Origin of the sequence: Ottowia beijingensis (genome assembly GCF_013423955.1) — a bacterium.
GTDB lineage: Bacteria > Pseudomonadota > Gammaproteobacteria > Burkholderiales > Burkholderiaceae_C > Ottowia > Ottowia beijingensis.
Genome location: NZ_JACCKX010000001.1, coordinates 1,363,406 through 1,380,544 on the forward strand (window position 1 = coordinate 1,363,406; position 17,139 = coordinate 1,380,544).

A 17,139-nucleotide genomic window follows, 5' to 3' on the forward strand; every position below is an offset into this window, starting at 1 on the left:
GTAGCGTGCGGTGGTCGGAGGCGGTGGACCATGGTAGCGCCTGGCGCCGTGCTGGGAGGTCTGGTCGGATGCCAGGGCCACCTGTCGGCGCTGGCGCCCGCCGCCGCGCCGGCGCAGGCGGTGTCGGGCCTGTGGTGGGCCATGCTGGCCGGCAGCGGCGTGCTGTTCGCGCTGGTGCTGGCCCTGTTCGTGTGGGCGGCGCGGCCCAGCGAGCGCCCGCGCAGTGCCCACGGGCGGCGCTGGATCTTCTGGGGCGCGGTGGTGCTGCCGGCGCTGGTGCTGCCGCCGCTGGTGGCCTGGGGCCTGTGGGTGGGCGAGCAGCGCGCCACGCCGCGCGCCGACGCGCTGGTGGTGCGCGTGACGGCGCGCCAGTGGCACTGGGAATTCGCCTACCCGCAGCTGCAGCCGGGCCGCGCGCACCGCGTGCTGCACCTGCCGGCCGGGCGCCCGGTGCGGCTGGAAATCACGAGCGCCGACGTGATCCATTCCTTCTGGGTGCCGCGGCTGGCGGGCAAGCTCGATGCGCTGCCCGGCCACGTGAACGTGATGCACCTCGACCGGCTGCCCGCCGGCCGCTTCAGCGGCCAGTGCGCAGAGTTCTGCGGCACCGACCACACCACCATGCGCTTCGACACCGTGGTGCATGCGCCGGCCGCGTTCGAGGCCGCGCTGGCGGCGGAGGTCGCGCCATGAACCCGCGCCACGACGCGCTGCCCTACGACGACGATGCCCGCGCCGTCAGCCCGCTGCGGCGCCACGCGGCGCTGTCGCGCGTGTGGGCCACCGGGCGCGGCTGGCGCACGCTGGCCTCGGTCAACCACAACCAGCTCGGCATCCGCTTCCTGGTGGCGTCGTTCGTGTTCTTCGCCATCGGCGGGCTGCTGGCGATGCTGATCCGCGCGCAACTGGCCACGCCGGGCGCGGCCTTCCTGGGGCCGGACATCTACAACCAGGTGTTCACCATGCACGGCACGGTGATGATGTTCCTGTTCTCCATTCCGGTGCTGGAGGGGCTGGCCATCTACCTGCTGCCCAAGCTGCTGGGCGCGCGCGACATGGCGTTTCCGCGCCTGACGGCGTTCGGCTTCTGGTGCTACATCCTGGGCGGCACCATCATCGTCGGCTCGATGCTGTTCGCCGCCGCGCCGGACAGCGGCTGGTTCATGTACACGCCGCTGTCGTCCAACGCGCATTCGCCCGGCATCCACTCCGACGTGTGGCTGCTCGGCGTGACCTTCGTCGAGATCTCGGCCGTGAGCTTCGCGGTGGAGACGCTGACCTCGATCCTCAAGCTGCGCGCGCCCGGCATGTCGCTGGAGCGCATGCCGATCCTGGCCTGGTACATCCTGGGCGCGGCGGCGATGATGCTGGTGGGCTTTCCGCCGCTGATCCTGGGCTCGATCCTGCTGGAGCTGGAGCGCGCCGCCGGCCTGCCCTTCTTCGATCCGGCGCGCGGCGGCGACGCGCTGCTGTGGCAGCACCTGTTCTGGCTGTTCGGCCACCCCGAGGTCTACATCATCCTGCTGCCGGCGGCGGGCTGCCTGTCGACCATCATCCCGGTGTTCGCGCGGCGGCCGCTGGTGGGCTACGTGGCGGTGATCGTGGCCATCGTCGGCATGGTGTTCCTCAGCATGGGCATCTGGGTGCACCACATGTTCACGGTGGGCATTCCGCACCTGGCGCTGGCGTTCTTCTCGCTGGCCAGCGTGGCGGTGGCGGTGCCCACGGCGGTGCAGGTGTTCGCCTGGCTGGGCACGCTGGCCAGCGGCACGCCGCGCTGGCGGCTGCCGATGCTGTTCGTCAGCGGCTTCTTCATCGTCTTCGTGTGTGGCGGCCTCACCGGCGTGATGCTGGCCATCGTGCCCTTCAACACGCAGGCGCACGACAGCTACTTCGTGGTGGCACACCTGCACTACGTGCTGACGGGCGGGCTGATCTTTCCGCTGCTGGCCGGCATCTACTACTGGCTGCCGCACCGCACCGGGCGCCTGCCGGGCCAGGGGCTGGCGGTGGCCGGGTTCTGGACGCTGGTGACGGGTTTCACCGCCACCTTCTTCCTCATGCACCTCACCGGGCTGCTGGGCATGCCGAGGCGCATCTACACCTACCGCGACGGCGACGGCTGGACGGCGCTGAACCTGCTGTCGTCGGTGGGCGGCTTCGTGCTCACCATCGGCTTCGCCATCATCGCCATCGACATCATCCTGCAGCTGCGCGGCGGCCGCCGCTACCGGCGCGACCCATGGGACGCCGGCACGCTGGAATGGGCCACGCCCACGCCGCCGCCGCTGTACACCTTCGGTTCTCTGCCGCAGGTGGACCGCCGCGCCGACCAGCTTCAGCCCGCCACGCTGGGGCCGCAACTGGCGGCCGGCCAGGGCTACCTGGGCGGCACGCGCCACGGCTGGCAGGAAACGCTGGGCGTGGAGATGGCGTCCGGCCGCATCGACCAGTTCATCGTGCTGCCGCGCAGCACCTGGGTGCCGCTGTGGCAGGCGCTGCTGGTGTGCGCGGTGGTGCTGTGCCTGCTGTTCAAGCTGTATGCGGCGGCCGGTGTCCTGGCCCTGGCGGCGGCGGCCGGCTTCGTGTGGGGCGCGCGCGACGCCGGCCTGCCGCACGACCACGGCGCGCTGCCCATCGGCCGCGGGCAGCACGCGCTGCCGCACACCGAGGCCGCGCAGCCGCCGCCGCAACGCCGCCGCCGACCAGTACGGCGGCGACCGCACGGCGGCCGAGGACGCCTTCACCTCGGCCGTGGTGGCGCTCGACATGCACACCGGCAACACGCGCTGGCACGTCAACACCGTGCACCACGACCTGTGGGACTACGACCTGGGCGCGCAGCCCTGGTGACCGACATCGACGTCGACGGCACGCCACGCCGCGTGGTGGTGCAGGGCACCAAGACCGGCTCGGTGTTCGTGCTGGACGCGCGCACCGGCGAGGCCGTCAAGCCGGTGCAGGAGCGCCCGGTGCCCGCCGGCACGCTGCCGGGCGAGCGCTACGCGCCGACGCAGCCGCAATCGGTCGGCATGCCCAACTTCGCCGGCATGCCCGGCCCCGAGCCCGAGGTGCTGACCGAGGCCAACAGCTTCGGCCTGACGCCCATCGACGCCGCGCTGTGCCGCATCGCCTTCCGCCAGATGGAGTACGAGGGCATGTACACGCCGCCGAGCGAGAACCCGGGCGGCATCCTGCTGTTTCCCGGCATCGTGGGCGGCATGAACTGGGGCGGGCTGGCGGTCGATCCCCAGGCGCAGCTGCTCATCACCAACCACAGCCGCCTGCCGAACCGCATCACGCTGACGCCGCGCGCGGGTGGAGGACCGGGCGCTGGGCGACGGCGGCGCGCGCGCCGACCAGCGCATTGCGCCGCAGGCCGGCACGCCCTATGGCGTGGCGCGGCCCAACTGGATGTCGCCGCTGCAGGTGCCCTGCATCGACCGGCCCTGGGGCTTTCTGTCGGCCACCGACGTGCGCAGCGGCCGGCTGCTGTGGTCGCGCCCCTGGGCACCGGCTTCGACACCGGGCCGCTGGGCATCCCGACGCGGCTGAAGATCAGCATCGGCACGCCCAACCTCGGCGGCGCGGTGGTGACGCGCTCGGGCCTCACCTTCATCGCCGCCGCGCAGGACAACTACCTGCGCGCCTTCGACACCCGAAGCGGCGAGCTGCTGTGGGAAGGGCGCCTGCCCGCCGGCGCCCAGGCATCGGCCATGACCTACATGCACCAGGGGCGGCAGTACGTGGCCATTGCCGCCGGCGGCCACGCGCGCTTTGAAACCAAGCTGGGCGACAGCCTGGTGGTGTTCGCCCTGCCCCAAGGCGGCCGCTGACGCCTACCGCTACAGCTGGCCCAGCGCCGCCTTCACGTCGGCCACGCTGAGGATTTCGCTCAGCACGATGGGCGGCTTGCCGGGCGCCTGCAGCACGTACACCGGCACGCCGCTGCGGCCGAGCTTGTTCAGTTCGGCGGTGATGGTGGCGTCGCGCCGCGTCCAGTCGGCGCGGAAGGTCTGCACCTTGGCAGCGTCGAACGCGTTCAGCACCTCGTCGTTGGCCAGCGTGGTCTTCTTGTTGTACTGGCAGGTCACGCACCAGGCGGCGGTGAAGTCGACGAACACCGGCTGGCCGGTGCCCAGCACGGCCTGCACGCGCTCGCGCGACCAGGGTTGCCAGCGCTCGCCCGCCGCCGCTGCGGCCTGCGCTGCGGGCAGCGCCGTGTGGATGACGTTCGGGCCGATGGTGGCCAGCAGGAAAGCGCCGAACGCTACCGAAAGCGAAGCAATCAGCAGGCGCGTGCGGCCCTGCAGGCCGAACGCCCACAGCACCAGCGCCAGCGTCACCAGCAGCGCCAGCAGCGCGCCCGCGCCGTCGATGCCGGTCTGCTGGCCCAGCACCCACAGCAGCCACACCGCGGTGCCGAACATCGGGAAGGCCATGAACTTCTTGAACGTGTCCATCCACGCGCCGGGCCGCGGCAGCAGGCGCGCCACCGCCGGCCACCAGCTGGCCGCCAGGTAAGGCAAGGCCATGCCGAAACCGAGCGCGGCGAACACCGCCAGCGCCTGCCACGCCGGCAGCGCCACCGCCAGCCCCAGCGAGGCGCCCATGAACGGCGCCGTACAGGGCGAGGCCACGGCCACCGCCAGCACGCCGGAAAGCAGCGAATCGGCCACCGGGTGCCGCGCCTGCAGCGAGGCCACGCTGCTGGGCAGGAAGTGGCCGAACTCGAACACGCCCGCCAGGTTCAGCCCGATCACGGTGAACAGCACGGTGAGGCCCGCCACCACGCCCGGCGACTGCAACTGGAAGCCCCAGCCCAGCTGCTGCCCGGCCGCGCGCAGCGCCAGCATCAGCGCCCCCAGCGCCAGGAACGACAGCACCACGCCCGCCGTGTAGGCCAGCCCGCTGATGCGGTGGGCACGCCGGTCGTCGGCATGGCGGGTGAAGCCAAGCACCTTGATCGCCAGCACCGGGAACACGCAGGGCATCAGGTTCAGCACCATGCCGCCGATGACGGCGCCCAGGAGCGCGAGCAGGAAGGTGACCGTGGGCACCGACGTGTTGGCAGCAGACGCAGGCACCGCGGCTGTGCCCGCGGCGCTGGCATTGGCATTGGCATTGGCATTGGCCGCCAGCGCGGCCTCCAGCGCGGGCGACACCACCGCCACCGGCGCCACGGCGGGCCAGGCGCCCTTGACCGGCGCGTCGGCGCGCCAGCCCTGCGCCTGGTCGGCCGTCACCAGCACCAGCGGCATGGTCTCGGGCGCATCGGCGCGGTCGGGCGATACCGGAATGTCGGCCGTCCACACCGCGCCGTCCCAGTGCTGGCTCCACGTCCTGGGGCCGACCGGCTCGCCCGGCCTGGCGGGCGTGGCGGCCGTGACCACGATGTTGGGCGTCTCCGGGAAGAACTCCAGCGTCTGCCCCTGCACGCTGGCGGGCAGGCCGGCCACGCGCACCGCCAGGCGCTGGCCGCCGTCGGTCAGCTCGATCTGGTGCTCACCGGTCACGCTGGTCGGCTGGGCCTTCAGCGCCGCGTCGAATGCCGCGCCGTGCAGCGCGGTGGAACTGCGCAGCGGCAGCTGCAGCGCGAATTCGCCGTCCTGCGGAATGCACTCCTGCCGGCACACCAGCCAGCTGGCCTTCAGCTTGACTTCCAGCGCGTCGGCCAGCGGCGAGGGCTTGTATTCGGGCGTGATGATCAGCGGCACCGGCAGCAGCACCGTGCCGTCGTAGCCGTAGTTGGCCAGGTGGCCGATGGGGAACTTGGCCGGCAGCGGCCAGGCCACATCGCCCGCCATCACGCCGGGCGGCAGCGTCCAGTGCAGCTCGGTCGGCATGCCGGAATCGCCGGCGTTCTTCCAGTAGGTGTGCCAGTCCTTGGCGTGCGTCAGCTGCAGGCCCACCCACACCGGCTGGCCGGCGGCCGCCTCGGGCGTCTGGCCGATGGGCACGCCCTGCGGCGCATGGGCCAGCAGCGTGGCCACCACCTGGTCGGTGCGCACCTCGGATTTGGGAAGATTCTGGGCCTGAGCCGGCGCCCACAGGGCGCCAACAGCTATCAATAAGGAAGCATAGAAGCGGGAGACCAGAGCGCGCATCGAATTCATCAGGGCAAACACAGGCAACAGGTTGGGAGCCGCCACGGGGCCGGAAGTTCCGCCGTCCGACAACCGGAGCGGGCGATGTCCTACAGGCCCGGGGCAGCGCGAACGCCGCCGATGTGGTATTTTGCGGTTTCACCGAAGTTCTGGTTCGACCATCACGGCAGCCCGCAGGCGGTGCTGCCGCACCGCCTGGAAGGAGACGCCAGCGATGCGATTGTCCACCACACCCCTGGACGCCGCCCTGTCCCCCTGGGCCGAGCGCCTGCGCCAGCGCCTGAACCTGCCGCTGCTGGTGCGCTGGAGCGGCGGCAGCGGCTTGCGCCTGGGCGATTTCGAGCAGCCGCGTGTCGTCGTGGACGTGCGCGACGCGGCCGGCGCGGCGGCGCTGCTCACCCCTCGCTCGACCACCTGGGCCGCGCCTACGTCGAAGGCCACATCGACGTGAGCGGCACCGCGCACGACATCATGGACATGGCGCACCGCTTGGCCGTGGCTGGCAGCAGTGCCGACGGCCAGCCCGGCTGGGTGCAGCGCATTGCCCACCGCGTGGCCGACGCCGTGAGCCACACGCGCGCCGAAGACCGCGCCGCCATCCAGTACCACTACGACGTCTCCAACGCCTTCTACGCCGAGTGGCTGGACCCGGCGATGGTGTATTCCTGCGCCTACTTCGAGCGGGGCGACGAGACGCTGGCCGCCGCGCAGCAGCAGAAGATCGACCACATCCTGACCAAGCTGCGCCTGCAGCCGGGCCAGACGCTGCTGGACATCGGCTGCGGCTGGGGTGCGCTGGTGCTGCGGGCGGCTCAAGCGTTCGGCGCGCGCTGCGTCGGCATCACGCTGTCGCAGAACCAGTTCGAGCTGGCCACCGAGCGCGTGCGCGCCGCCGGACTGGGCGACCGCATCGACATCCGCCTGCAGGACTACCGCGACGTGCGCGGCCCGTTCGACCGCATCAGCAGCGTCGGCATGTTCGAGCACGTGGGGCTGAAGAACCTGGCCAGCTACTTCCGCATCGTCCGCAACCTGCTGGCACCCGACGGCTGGGCGCTGAACCACGGCATCACCTCCAGCGACGCGCACAACGGCGAGACCCGCTACGGCGGTGGCCAGTTCATCGGCCGCTACGTGTTCCCGCAGGGCGAGCTGCCGCACATCGGCACCGTGATGACGGCGCTGCAGGAAGGCGGGCTGGAGCCGTTCGACGCCGAAAGCCTGCGCCGCCACTACGCGCGCACCCTGCAGTGCTGGAGCGAGGCCTTCGAAGCGAAAACCGAGCGCCTGAAAGCCCTGGTGCCCGAGAAGACCTGGCGCATCTGGCGCATGTACCTGGTGGGCTGCCAGTGGGCTTTCGAACACGACGAGCTGTCGCTGTTCCAGGTGCTGTGCCGGCGCGCCGGTCAGCCGGCGGCCACGCTGCCCTGGTCGCGGCGCTGGGTGTACGGCGGCGCGCGCTGACCGCCCCACCAACGACAAGGCGGCCCGCGGGCCGCCTTGTCGCCGAGCGCATCGATCGACTCAATCCAGCGTGATCTTCAGGTCCTTGATCAGCTTGTGCCAGCGCGTGACTTCGGACTTCAGCAGCGCGCCATATTCGGCCGGCGTGCTGCCCACGGGCTCGACGCCGAACTCGATCAGCTTCTGCTTCACGGCCGGCTGGTCGATGGCCGCCTTGACCTGCTTCTGCAGCGCACTCACCACGTCGGCCGGCACGCCCGCGGGCGCCACCAGGCCGACCAGCGCGGCGGCCTCAACGCCCTTGAAGCCCAGCTCGGCAAACGTCGGCACGTCGGGCAGCTGCGGCAGGCGCTTGTCGTTGGCCACGGCCAGCGCGCGCACCTTGCCGGACTTGATGAAGCCCGCACCGGCAGCCAGGTCGACCATCATGGCCGGGATCTGCCCGCCCGCCAGATCGCCCAGCGCCGGCGCGGCGCCGCGGTAGGGGATGTGCACCATGTGCAGCCCGGCCTGCGTCTTGAGCAGTTCCATGGCCAGGTGGTGCGGGCTGCCGGCGCCGGCCGAGCCGTAGCTGAGCTTGCCGGGCGCCGCCTTGGCCTTGGCGATGAAGTCCTTGGCGTCCCTGGCGTCCGAGTTGGGGCCGACCACCAGGATCATCGGAAAGCGGCCCATCAGCGTGACGGGGGTCAGGTCCTTGTCGGGGTTGTAGGTGAGCTTGCTGTACAGCGCCGAGTTGAACACCATGGTGCCGTTGTCGGCCGACAGCACGGTGTAGCCGTCGGGCGCCGCGCGCGCCACGTCGGACGCGGCGATGGCCGTGTTGCCGCCCGGCTTGTTCTCGATGGTGACGGGCTGGCCGATGTGGGTGGACAGCTGCTGGCCGATGGTGCGGGCCAGGAAGTCGGAGCCGCCGCCGGCCGGATACGGCACCAGCCAGCGGATGGGCTTGGACGGATAGGTCTGCGCGGCAGCGGTGGTGGCACCCAGTGCCAGGGGCAGCGCGACGAGGGCGGCGGAGAGCAAAGACTTCATGGTGAAAGGTTGATGCGGATCAAAACGCGTAATACTACTTCCCATTGCGCAATCGCTTCTCCGGATTTCTACCGATACGCTCCACCCCATGACGACCGCCCGAAAACGCCCCGCCCCGCCCCCGCCGAACCGCGCCGCCGCCGCGTGCAGTCTGCCGAGATGGGCATGAGCATCCTGAAGGCGCTGGCCCGGCTGGGCGGCGCGGCCAGCCTGACGGCCGTGGCGCAGGCGGTGGATGAAAGCACGGCCAAGGTGCACCGCTACATGGCCAGCCTGGTGGAGGAAGGCCTGGTGGCGCAGGACGCGGCCACGCAGCGCTACTTTCTGGGCCAGGAGGCCATCCACATCGGCCTGGCCGCGCTGCGCCAGTGCGACCCGGTGCGTGCCGGCGAGCCGGCGCTGGCGCGCCTGCGCGACGAGCTGGGCGTGACCTGCTTCATCGCCGTGATGGGCAACCAGGGCCCGACCATCCTGCGCATCGAGGAGCCGGCCCTGCCGGTGGTGGTGAACGTGCGCGCCGGCTCGGTGCTGCCGCTGCTGTGGTCGGCCACGGGGCAGGCGTTTCTGGCGTGGTCGGAGGGCGCGCAGATCGACACGCAGGCGCGGCGCGACTGGGACGGCGCCACGCCGGTGCAGCGCGCGCAGCTCAAGGGCAAGGACCCGGTCGCGGGCCTGCGGGCGCGGGTGCGCGCGCAGGGCCTGTCGTCGGTCGAGGGCCTGCTGTCGCCCGGCATCAGCGCCGTGGCGGCACCGATCCGGCTGCACACCGGGCAGGTGGCGGCGGTGCTGACGGCGCTGGGCGCCGCAGGCGGCTTCGACGCCGCGCCGGAAGGCCGCATCGCCACGCGCGTGCGGCAGGAGGCGGATGCGATCAGCGCGGCGCTGGGGTTTGACGGGGAGCGGGGCTGATACCGTTTTGCATTCGAAACAATGACAAATGACCGCGGCTGGCGCCGCATGACCAATGACGAATGCGCCATTGGTCATTGAAGCGCAGCGAAGTCATTGGTCATTCGTCATTCTTGAAAGCGATTTCGTAGGAGGCGCTTTCAGGTCGACAGCGCTGTGGGAGCGGGCTGGCCCGCGATGGGGCGTGATGGTGAGATAAGGCGCTGCATCGCGGGCAAGCCGCTCCCACCAACGGCGTAACCCGAAAAACATGGGAGTATATGCCTGCAGCACCCGTCAGACGGGCGCTGCAGACGACCTATAGGGGAGTATAGGCCGCGCAGCACCCCACCCCACCGCCTGCAACGCCTACAGCTCCAGCACCAGCTTGTCGCCCGCCGCGCGCGAGCAGCACACCATCATGCGGTCCTGCGCGTCGCGCTCGCCGCGCGTCAGCACCACGTCGCGGTGGTCCACGGCGCCGCTCAGCACGCGCGTCTCGCACGAGCCGCACAGGCCTTCGCAGCAGTCGCTCTGCACGTCGATGTTGGCGCCCTTCAGCGCCGACAGGATGGTCTGGTCGGCGCGCACCTGCAGGGTGATGCCGGAGTCCTTCAGCTCGATCTCGAAGGCATGCTCCTTGCTCGGATCGAGCGTGGGCGGCTCGGTCTGGAAGTGCTCGATGCGCAGTGCGTCGTCGGGCCAGTGCGCGGTGCAGGCTTCGAGCGCGCTCAGCATGCGCTCGGGGCCACAGGCGTAGATGCGCACGCCGTCGTGCGGTGTTGCCAGCAGCGCCGTGAGGTCGGCACGCTGGCCTTCGTCCTTGGCGTAGACGTGCAGGCGCTCGCCGTGCTCGGCGACCAGCGCCTCCAGCAATGGCATCAACGCGCGGCCGCGGCCGCTGTAGTGGATCTCGTAGTCCATGCCCAGCAGCCGCGCGCGGCGCGCCATGGCGGCGATGGGCGTGATGCCGATGCCGCCGGCGATGAAGATGGCACGCTTCGCCGTCTCGTCGAAGCGGAAATGGTTGCGCGGGCCGCGGATGCGCACGGTGTCGCCGGCCTTCAACTGGTCGTGCACCCAGGTCGAGCCGCCGCGGCTTTCGGGGTCGCGCAGCACGGCGATCTCGTAGGCGCTCAGGTCGGCCGGATCGCTGCACAGCGAGTACTGGCGCGACAGCTCCGTGTCGCCGCATTCGATGTCGATGTGCGCGCCGGGCTGCCACTTCGGCAGCGGCTGGCCGTTGGCCGCCACCAGGCGCAGCAGCACCGTGTCGTCGGTGATGCGCGTCACGCGCTCCACCACCATGGGCCGCGTCACCGTCTGCTTCGACGGCTCGCCCAGGCGCACCGGCAGTTGCTGCTGCAGGATGGCGGGGTTGGCGCGCTCGGGGTTGTGCGCCGGGTCCCATTCCACCCACAGGTGCTTGGGGCCGCGAAACGACGTGTTGGGCACGTAGTCGAAGCGCTGCTCGGCCAGGCGCATGTGCGGCAGGCGCTTGGTGAACTCTTCCAGGAACACCTGCAGCTCCAGCCGCGCCAGGTTCTTGCCCATGCACTGGTGCGAGCCGTAGCCGAAGGTCAGGTGGTCGCTGGCGTTGTCGCGGCGGATGTCCAGCCGGTCGGCATCGGCGAAGTGGCGTTCGTCGTGGTTGCCCGAGGCCATCACGATCAGCAGTTTGCTGCCAGCCGGAATGTGCACGCCGCCCACCGTGGCGTCGCGCATGGCGATGCGGCGCCACGCCGCCACCGAGCCGTTGTGGCGAATGCACTCCTCCACCGCGCTGGGGATCAGGCTCGGGTCGTCACACAGCTCCTGCCACACCGCCGGGTGCTGCAACAGCAGCTTGAGCGCATTGGCGATGCCGTTGGACGTGGTTTCGTGCGAGGCCACGATGCCGGCCATCATCATCGAGTGCAGGTAGGAGTCGGTGACGACCTCGGGGTACTCCTTCTGCTTGCGGATGCCGTACTGCATCCAGCCCGGCTCGTCGGGGTTCTGGCGCATCTTCTCCAGAATCTTGCCCGAGAGCTGCCAGAAGTTGCCCACCGCGTGCGCCACCGCCACCTGCTCTTCCGGCTTGGGCCGGCCCCAGGTGTTGACGGTGTGCGCGATCGAATACTGGCGCAACTGGGCCATGTCCTCCTCGGGCACGCCGAGGAAGTGCAGGCCGATGGTGAGCGGCGCCTCCCACAGCATCTGGTCGACCAGATCCGCCTTGCCGTCGTTGATGAAGCGGTCCACATACTCGCGCGCCACGCGGCGCACCATGGGTTCGTGCTCCACCAGCGCCTCGGGCGTGAAGGGCTGGATCAGCACGCGGCGGCGCGCCATGTGGGCCGGCTCTTCCTCGTTCACCAGCGTGCGGTTCATGGCGTAGTCGTAGCTGGCCAGCACGGCGTTGGCCTCGTCGCCCGTCGGCGTGATCTTCTCCAGCGCGATCGAAGCGCTGAAGGTTTCGTGGTCGCGGAACACGGCCTTGATGTCGTCGTAGCGCGTGACCACCCAGTAGCCCAGTTGGGGCGAGAAGAACACCGGCTCCTGCTCGCGCGACCAGCGCACGTAGTCGGGCGGGCTTTGCTGGTAGCCGTCGGCGAAGGGGTCGAACTCGGCCGCGCCGGCGCTGATGGGGCAGCCGGTGGGGCCGGTCTGGCCCGTCAGGGCGGCGTGGTCGATGGGGCAGCGGGCGGTGGTGGATGCGAGGGACATGGCGCGGCAGCCTGATGAAAGATCAAACGCGTAATTTAACTACGCAAAGCGAAATTTCGCAAGCCGGCGGCGCTGGCGCACAGCGCTTGATACCGTTCTGCATTCAAAACCGATGACAAATGACCGCGGCTGGCGCCGCATGACCAATGACGAATGCGCCATTGGTCATTGAAGCGCAGCGAAGTCATTTGTCATTCGTCATTCGTCATTTCTTGAAGCGACGAATTTGTATCAGGCACTGCCGCTGGGGTACGGCCCGTCACCGGTGTGGGAGTGGGCTTGCCCGCGATTCGGCGCTGCACGCAACGATGCGCTGCATCGCGGGCAAGCCCGCTCCCACACAGCGGATGAGCTTCGTGCAGCCGCCCTTTACTTCTGAATTGATAGCTGAAAGCACCCTATGGACGGGCGCTGAAGGCCGATTCGGCTCTTAATCTGACTGCCGTGGATCGGCGTTCGGCGAGCGCTGCAGTTGGGGTGCGCTGGAGGTGTCGGGCCGGCCCTTGACGGCGTCGTCGTAGGCCGTGCGCGCCTCCTGGGTCTTGTCCTGGCCGGCGGCGGGGGCCTGGCTGCCGGGGTTTGCTCGCGTTCGGTGGGCAGCAACTGGGCGTCGGTCGGCGCGGCCTCGGTCAGGTCGACGGTCTCGCGCGTGCCGGTGGCGGGCTGCAGCGGCGTGGTGGTCTCGATGGGCTCGGTGGGTGGGGTGGGTTGGCTCTGGCTCATGGGCACAGTCTGGCCCGCGCGGCGGCCGGCGCTTGTGGGACGAGGCCCCCTGTGCGCTTCAGCCGGCGCGCCCCGTGGGCGCGGGGCCAGGCCCGCGCCGCGTCACGTCAGGGCATGCGGGTGTAGACCGGCACGCCGCCCTCGCGCAGGGCGGCGGCCGTCACGCTGCCCAGCAGCGCCGACTGCACCGCGCTGCGGCCGCGCGTGGTCATGGCCAGCATGGCGTTGGGCAGGCTGCGCACGAACTGCGGAATGGCCTCCTGCGGATCGCCGTGCAGCACCTCCCAGCCCACGTGCATGCCGTGGTCGCGCTGGATGTTGCTGGCCTGGCGGTGCACGTAGGCGGATTCCATCACGTCGCTGCCGGCCACGATGCCGGCCGAGCGCGTGGCCTCGGGGTCGATCACCGACACCACCACCAGCCGCGCCTTCAGCCACTTGGCCAGTTGCACGGCCTCGGGGATGATGGATTCGGACAGCGGGCTGCCGTCCAGCGGCATCACGATGTGCTGGATGGCGGCCGCCGCGCCGGTCGCGGGGTGGCGCTCGTCGGGGCGGTACACCAGGATCGGCTTGCCGCCGGCGCGCAGCACGTTCAGCGCCGTGCTGCCCAGCACCGCGCGCATCACGCCCGAGCGGCCATGCGAGGTGATGGCCACCAGCGTGCCGGGCACGCGGTCGGCCTCCTGGCGGATCGCGTCGGCCACGTCGCCGTGCACCTCGGCAGCCACGGCCTGCGCGCCGTGCTGGCCGGCCACGGCCTGCAGCTCACGTTCGACGTCGGCCAGCTTGTCGCTTTTCTCGACCGCGCGGTACAGCGCCAGCTGCGCCCCGTGGTCTGGGCGATGGCGCCGACCAGCGGCAGCATCTGGTTCGAGAAGGAAGAGCCATCGACCGGGACAAGGATTCGGGTGTACATGCGAGAAGAGCTCCTTCAGGGTTGGACGGTAGGAACGGCCAGGCTTGGCCGGGCACCAGCGCGCCGCGCGGCACCTGCCAAGTGTGTCAGGAAAATACCGCGCGCCGTGCTGGCCTGCGCCATGCGGTGGCTCAGGCGTGGCGCCTGAACACGCGCGTGCTGCCATCGCGCAGCACCAGCAGCGTGTCGTAGGCGTCGCGCCGGCCGCCGTACACCGGGCCGTCCATGCCGGGCGAGCCGATGGGCATGCCGGGCACCGCCAGCCCCAGCGCCGCCGGCTTGTCGCGCAGCAGGCGGTGCACTTCGTCGGCGTGCACATGGCCTTCGACCAGGTAGCCGCCCACCAGCGCGGTGTGGCACGAGCCCAGCCTGGCCGGCAACCCCAGCCGCGCGCGCACGGCGTTGTTGCCGGTGTCGTGCGTGGTCACCTTGAAGCCGTTCTGCTCCATGTGCGCGATCCAGTCGCCACAGCAGCCGCAGCTGGCGTCCTTCCACACCTCCACGGCGATGGGTTCGGCGCGCTTCTGCGCCCAGGCCCACGGCGCGGCGCCGGCCAGGGCGCCCAGGGCCAGCGCCCGCAGTGCGTGGCGGCGACGTTGCTGTGACTTTTGCATGGTGAATCTCCTGGTTCAGGCGCCAATCATCCACCCCGCGCCGGGTTCCACCGGCGACACGGGCACACTGGCGCGCATGTGCACCATTGTCCTGCCGACTTGAAGACCCTGAACGACACGCGCCCACCGCCGTCGGCCACGCGCCTGGCGCTGTGGCTGACGGCCGCCTGCACGCTGGCGCTGGCGCTGCTGGCGGCGGTGAGCTGCTGGCGCTGAACCTGCATTTCGAATCGCGCGACCGCGAGCGCCTGCACGCGCACCTGGCCGAGGCGCGCGCCCTGCTGGCGCGGGTCGACCAGACCGCCGCGCTGACCAGCCTGCCGGCGCAGCTGCGCGCGCACTTCGGCGACGAAGCCGACCTGGCCGTGCGCGTGCAAGATCCCTTGGGCCAGCCGCTGTACCAGCAAGGCCCCGACACCGACCTGCCCGAGGCGCTGCTGGCCCGCCCCAGCGCCGCCGCGCAGCCCGCGCCGCTGGTCACCTGGCGCCAGGACGGCCACGCCTGGCGCGGCAGCGCCATGCTGATCCGCATGCCGCTCGACGGCGCCGCGCCGCTGACGGTGGCCATGGCGCTGGACATCGCGCCGCAGGCCACCTTCCTCACCAGCTTCGGCTGGGTGCTGGCCGGCTACGTGCTGCTGGCCGCGCTGGGCCTGGCGCTGCTGGCGCGCTGGCTGGTGGGGCGCGCGCTGGGGCCGCCCGATAATTCCTGATTTGATAGCTTCTTGCGCTTGTCTGGCGGGCGCTGGCGGCCAATTTGGCTTATGAAGCGCCGTCACCCCACCCCAGCACCACGCGCCGGCTGTGGGCGCTCTTCTTCTCGATCTTGGTCACCACCACGGGGCCGATCTCGGCCGTGCTGGCCACGTGCGTGCCGCCGCAGGGCTGCAGGTCGACCAGCGCATCGCCCGCGCCCGCGCCGCTGATGCGGATGGTGCGCACCACGCCGCTGCCGCGCGGGGCTGCACGCTCATGCTTTTCACCAGCTGCGGGTTGGCGTCCAGCTCGGCCTCGGTCACGCTGCCCACCGTCACCGGCAGCGCGGCGGCCACCAGCCGCGCCAGCTGCTCGGTCAGCGCGGCCTTGTCTAGCGGCTCGGTCATGTGGAAGTCGATGCGCGCGTAGTCCGGCGTGATCGAGCAGCCGTTGACCGGCTGCCCGACGATGTGGCACAGCAGGTGCGAGGCGGTGTGAAAGCGCATCAGGCGCTGGCGGCGCGGCGCGTCGATGCGCGCGGTGACGGCATCACCTTGCTTTATTTTCGATAGCTGCTCGCGCTGGTCCGGCGCCACCAGATGGCTGATACGGCCCGTGGGCAGGCCGTCCTCGCCGGTTTCCTTGCGCGTGTCCGCCACCGCCAGCTCGGTGCCGTCGGCCAGTCGCAGCCAACCCGTGTCGCCGGCTTGGCCGCCGCCCAGGGGTAGAACACGGTGCGGTCGAGCACCACAGCCTGCTCGCCCACGGCCACCACGGTGGCGGGGCATTCGGTCAGCGTCGCGTCGTGGCGGAAGAGTTCTTCGGTCATGGCCGCATGGTAGCGGCGTCATGCTTTGGTGTGCATGCTGGGAATAAGATCGCGCCATGAGCACCCGCCCGCCCCTGCCGCCCCGCACCCGCCAGTGGTCCGACCTGGTGACGACGGATTTCGCCTCGCTCGACCTCGGCCGCGCCATCGCGGTGCTGCCGCTGGGCGCCACCGAGCAGCACGGCCCGCACCTGCCGCTGTCGGTGGATGCCAACCTGGCGCACAGCATGGTGCAGGCCGCCACGCCGCACCTGCCGGCCGACCTGCCGGTGCTCTTCCTGCCGGTGCAGCGCATCGGCTACAGCCCGGAGCACGCGGCCTTCGCCGGCACCATCAGCCTGAAGGCCGACACCGTTATGCGCCTGTGGACCGACATCGCCGAAAGCGTGTCGGCCAGCGGCGTGAACAAGCTGGTGCTGTTCAACACCCACGGCGGCAACATGGGCCTGATGGACGTGGTGGGGCGCGAGCTGCGCACCCGGCTGGGCATGCTGGTGTACAGCGTGAGCTGGTTCAACCTGCCGCTGCACGGGCCCGACGGCGAGGACATCCTGGCGCGCTTCTCGCCCGAAGAGCGGCGCTTCGGTGTGCACGCGGGGCAGATGGAGACGGCCATGATGCTGGCGCTCAAGCCCCGGCTGGTGCGCCAGTCGAAGATGCAGGCGTTCGAATCCAGCTCGCAGGCGCGCGCGGCGGCGCACCGCATCCTGGGCAACGGCAAAGCGCCAAGCTGGCCTGGGCCGCGCAAGACCTGAACCACGAAGGCGCCGCCGGCAACGCCGCCGCCGCCAACGTGGACGACGGCATGGCCCTTCTGGACGCCGCCGGCCGCGCCCTGGCCGATCTGCTGAAGGAAATCGACCGCCTGCCGGCGGACACGCTGAAAGCCGGGTAGCCCGCTTCGCGCGCGACGCTCGCGCAGGCCGCGCAGAAGGCGCGGAAGAATCATTCCATTTCCAATTCAATGCGTGAATCACTGTCATCCCGGCGAAGGCCGGGATCCATGGCTCTCCGCACACGCCGTCTGGATTCCGGCCCCGTATCGCGGTACGGGGCAGGCTTTGCGCCGGAATGACGAGCTATGGCAGCTTTGATCTGGAACTGGAATCAGCCGTCTTCAGCCGCCGCTCCTCTGCGTTTTATTGCCAAGCCTCGGCG

The 17,139-nt window shown here is 70.7% G+C and carries 10 protein-coding genes and 5 pseudogenes; 8 read left to right on the forward strand and 7 right to left on the reverse strand.

Features of this window, described 5'->3' with window-relative positions:
* The first annotated feature begins 30 nt into the window (after positions 1-30).
* The 3 genes and pseudogenes from coxB to H0I39_RS24595 all read left to right on the forward strand — a co-directional run bounded on the left by coxB (position 31) and on the right by H0I39_RS24595 (position 3,836).
* Entirely contained in the window at positions 31-693 is a 663-nt protein-coding gene (coxB, locus tag H0I39_RS06850; protein WP_180550016.1) for a cytochrome c oxidase subunit II, read from the forward strand.
* Positions 690-2,306: pseudogene (gene ctaD / locus H0I39_RS23990) on the forward strand (cytochrome c oxidase subunit I); the annotation flags it as partial. The gene coxB and the pseudogene ctaD, both read left to right, overlap by 4 nt.
* Positions 2,307-2,541: 235 nt before the next feature.
* Positions 2,542-3,836 (forward strand): annotated as a pseudogene (locus tag H0I39_RS24595) (PQQ-binding-like beta-propeller repeat protein).
* A 9-nt stretch (positions 3,837-3,845) separates the two neighbouring features.
* Here the strand turns inward: H0I39_RS24595 and H0I39_RS06865 are convergent.
* A complete protein-coding gene (locus H0I39_RS06865; RefSeq protein WP_180550017.1) occupies positions 3,846-6,107 on the reverse strand; it encodes a protein-disulfide reductase DsbD family protein in 2,262 nt (753 codons plus the stop codon).
* A gap of 214 nt (positions 6,108-6,321) precedes the next feature.
* Between H0I39_RS06865 and H0I39_RS06870 the strand changes: the two are divergent.
* A pseudogene (locus H0I39_RS06870) lies at positions 6,322-7,571 on the forward strand (class I SAM-dependent methyltransferase).
* A gap of 60 nt (positions 7,572-7,631) precedes the next feature.
* On the opposite strand, the gene H0I39_RS06875 reads toward H0I39_RS06870, so the two are convergent.
* Positions 7,632-8,603 carry a Bug family tripartite tricarboxylate transporter substrate binding protein gene (locus H0I39_RS06875; RefSeq protein WP_180550018.1) on the reverse strand — a complete coding sequence of 324 codons (972 nt, stop codon included), beginning with the start codon at positions 8,601-8,603 and terminating at the stop codon, positions 7,632-7,634.
* Between the two features lie 159 nt (positions 8,604-8,762).
* On the opposite strand from H0I39_RS06875, the gene H0I39_RS06880 reads away from it, so the two are divergent.
* A complete protein-coding gene (locus H0I39_RS06880; RefSeq protein WP_373368334.1) occupies positions 8,763-9,512 on the forward strand; it encodes an IclR family transcriptional regulator in 750 nt (249 codons plus the stop codon).
* Between the two features lie 348 nt (positions 9,513-9,860).
* Here H0I39_RS06880 and H0I39_RS06885 read toward each other — a convergent pair whose 3' ends face one another.
* The 3 genes from H0I39_RS06885 to H0I39_RS06895 all read right to left on the reverse strand — a co-directional run bounded on the left by H0I39_RS06885 (position 9,861) and on the right by H0I39_RS06895 (position 13,681).
* Positions 9,861-12,200, reverse strand: a complete 2,340-nt coding sequence (locus H0I39_RS06885; RefSeq protein WP_180550020.1) for a cytochrome P450/oxidoreductase — start codon at positions 12,198-12,200, stop codon at positions 9,861-9,863.
* A 369-nt stretch (positions 12,201-12,569) separates the two neighbouring features.
* Positions 12,570-12,923 (reverse strand): hypothetical protein, encoded by a 354-nt coding sequence (locus tag H0I39_RS06890; RefSeq protein WP_180550021.1) that lies wholly within the window; start codon positions 12,921-12,923, stop codon positions 12,570-12,572.
* Between the two features lie 107 nt (positions 12,924-13,030).
* Positions 13,031-13,681 carry a universal stress protein gene (locus tag H0I39_RS06895; protein ID WP_308645793.1) on the reverse strand — a complete coding sequence of 217 codons (651 nt, stop codon included), beginning with the start codon at positions 13,679-13,681 and terminating at the stop codon, positions 13,031-13,033.
* On the opposite strand from H0I39_RS06895, the gene H0I39_RS21815 reads away from it, so the two are divergent.
* Positions 13,667-13,990, forward strand: a complete 324-nt coding sequence (locus tag H0I39_RS21815; RefSeq protein ID WP_257646270.1) for a hypothetical protein — start codon at positions 13,667-13,669, stop codon at positions 13,988-13,990. The two genes, H0I39_RS06895 and H0I39_RS21815, sit on opposite strands and share 15 nt — an antisense overlap.
* On the opposite strand, the gene H0I39_RS06900 is transcribed toward H0I39_RS21815, so the two are convergent.
* Positions 13,974-14,456 carry a DUF411 domain-containing protein gene (locus H0I39_RS06900; RefSeq protein ID WP_180550023.1) on the reverse strand — a complete coding sequence of 161 codons (483 nt, stop codon included), beginning with the start codon at positions 14,454-14,456 and terminating at the stop codon, positions 13,974-13,976. The genes H0I39_RS21815 and H0I39_RS06900 overlap by 17 nt on opposite strands.
* Positions 14,457-14,716: 260 nt before the next feature.
* Here H0I39_RS06900 and H0I39_RS06905 point away from each other — a divergent pair, with 260 nt between their 5' ends.
* Positions 14,717-15,169, forward strand: coding sequence for a hypothetical protein (locus tag H0I39_RS06905; protein ID WP_373368335.1), 453 nt, complete (start codon positions 14,717-14,719; stop codon positions 15,167-15,169).
* A gap of 49 nt (positions 15,170-15,218) precedes the next feature.
* Here the strand turns inward: H0I39_RS06905 and H0I39_RS06910 are convergent.
* Positions 15,219-15,981: pseudogene (locus H0I39_RS06910) on the reverse strand (alanyl-tRNA editing protein).
* Positions 15,982-16,037: 56 nt separating this feature from the next.
* Here H0I39_RS06910 and H0I39_RS06915 point away from each other — a divergent pair.
* Positions 16,038-16,876: pseudogene (locus tag H0I39_RS06915) on the forward strand (creatininase family protein).
* The last annotated feature ends 263 nt before the right edge of the window (positions 16,877-17,139 follow it).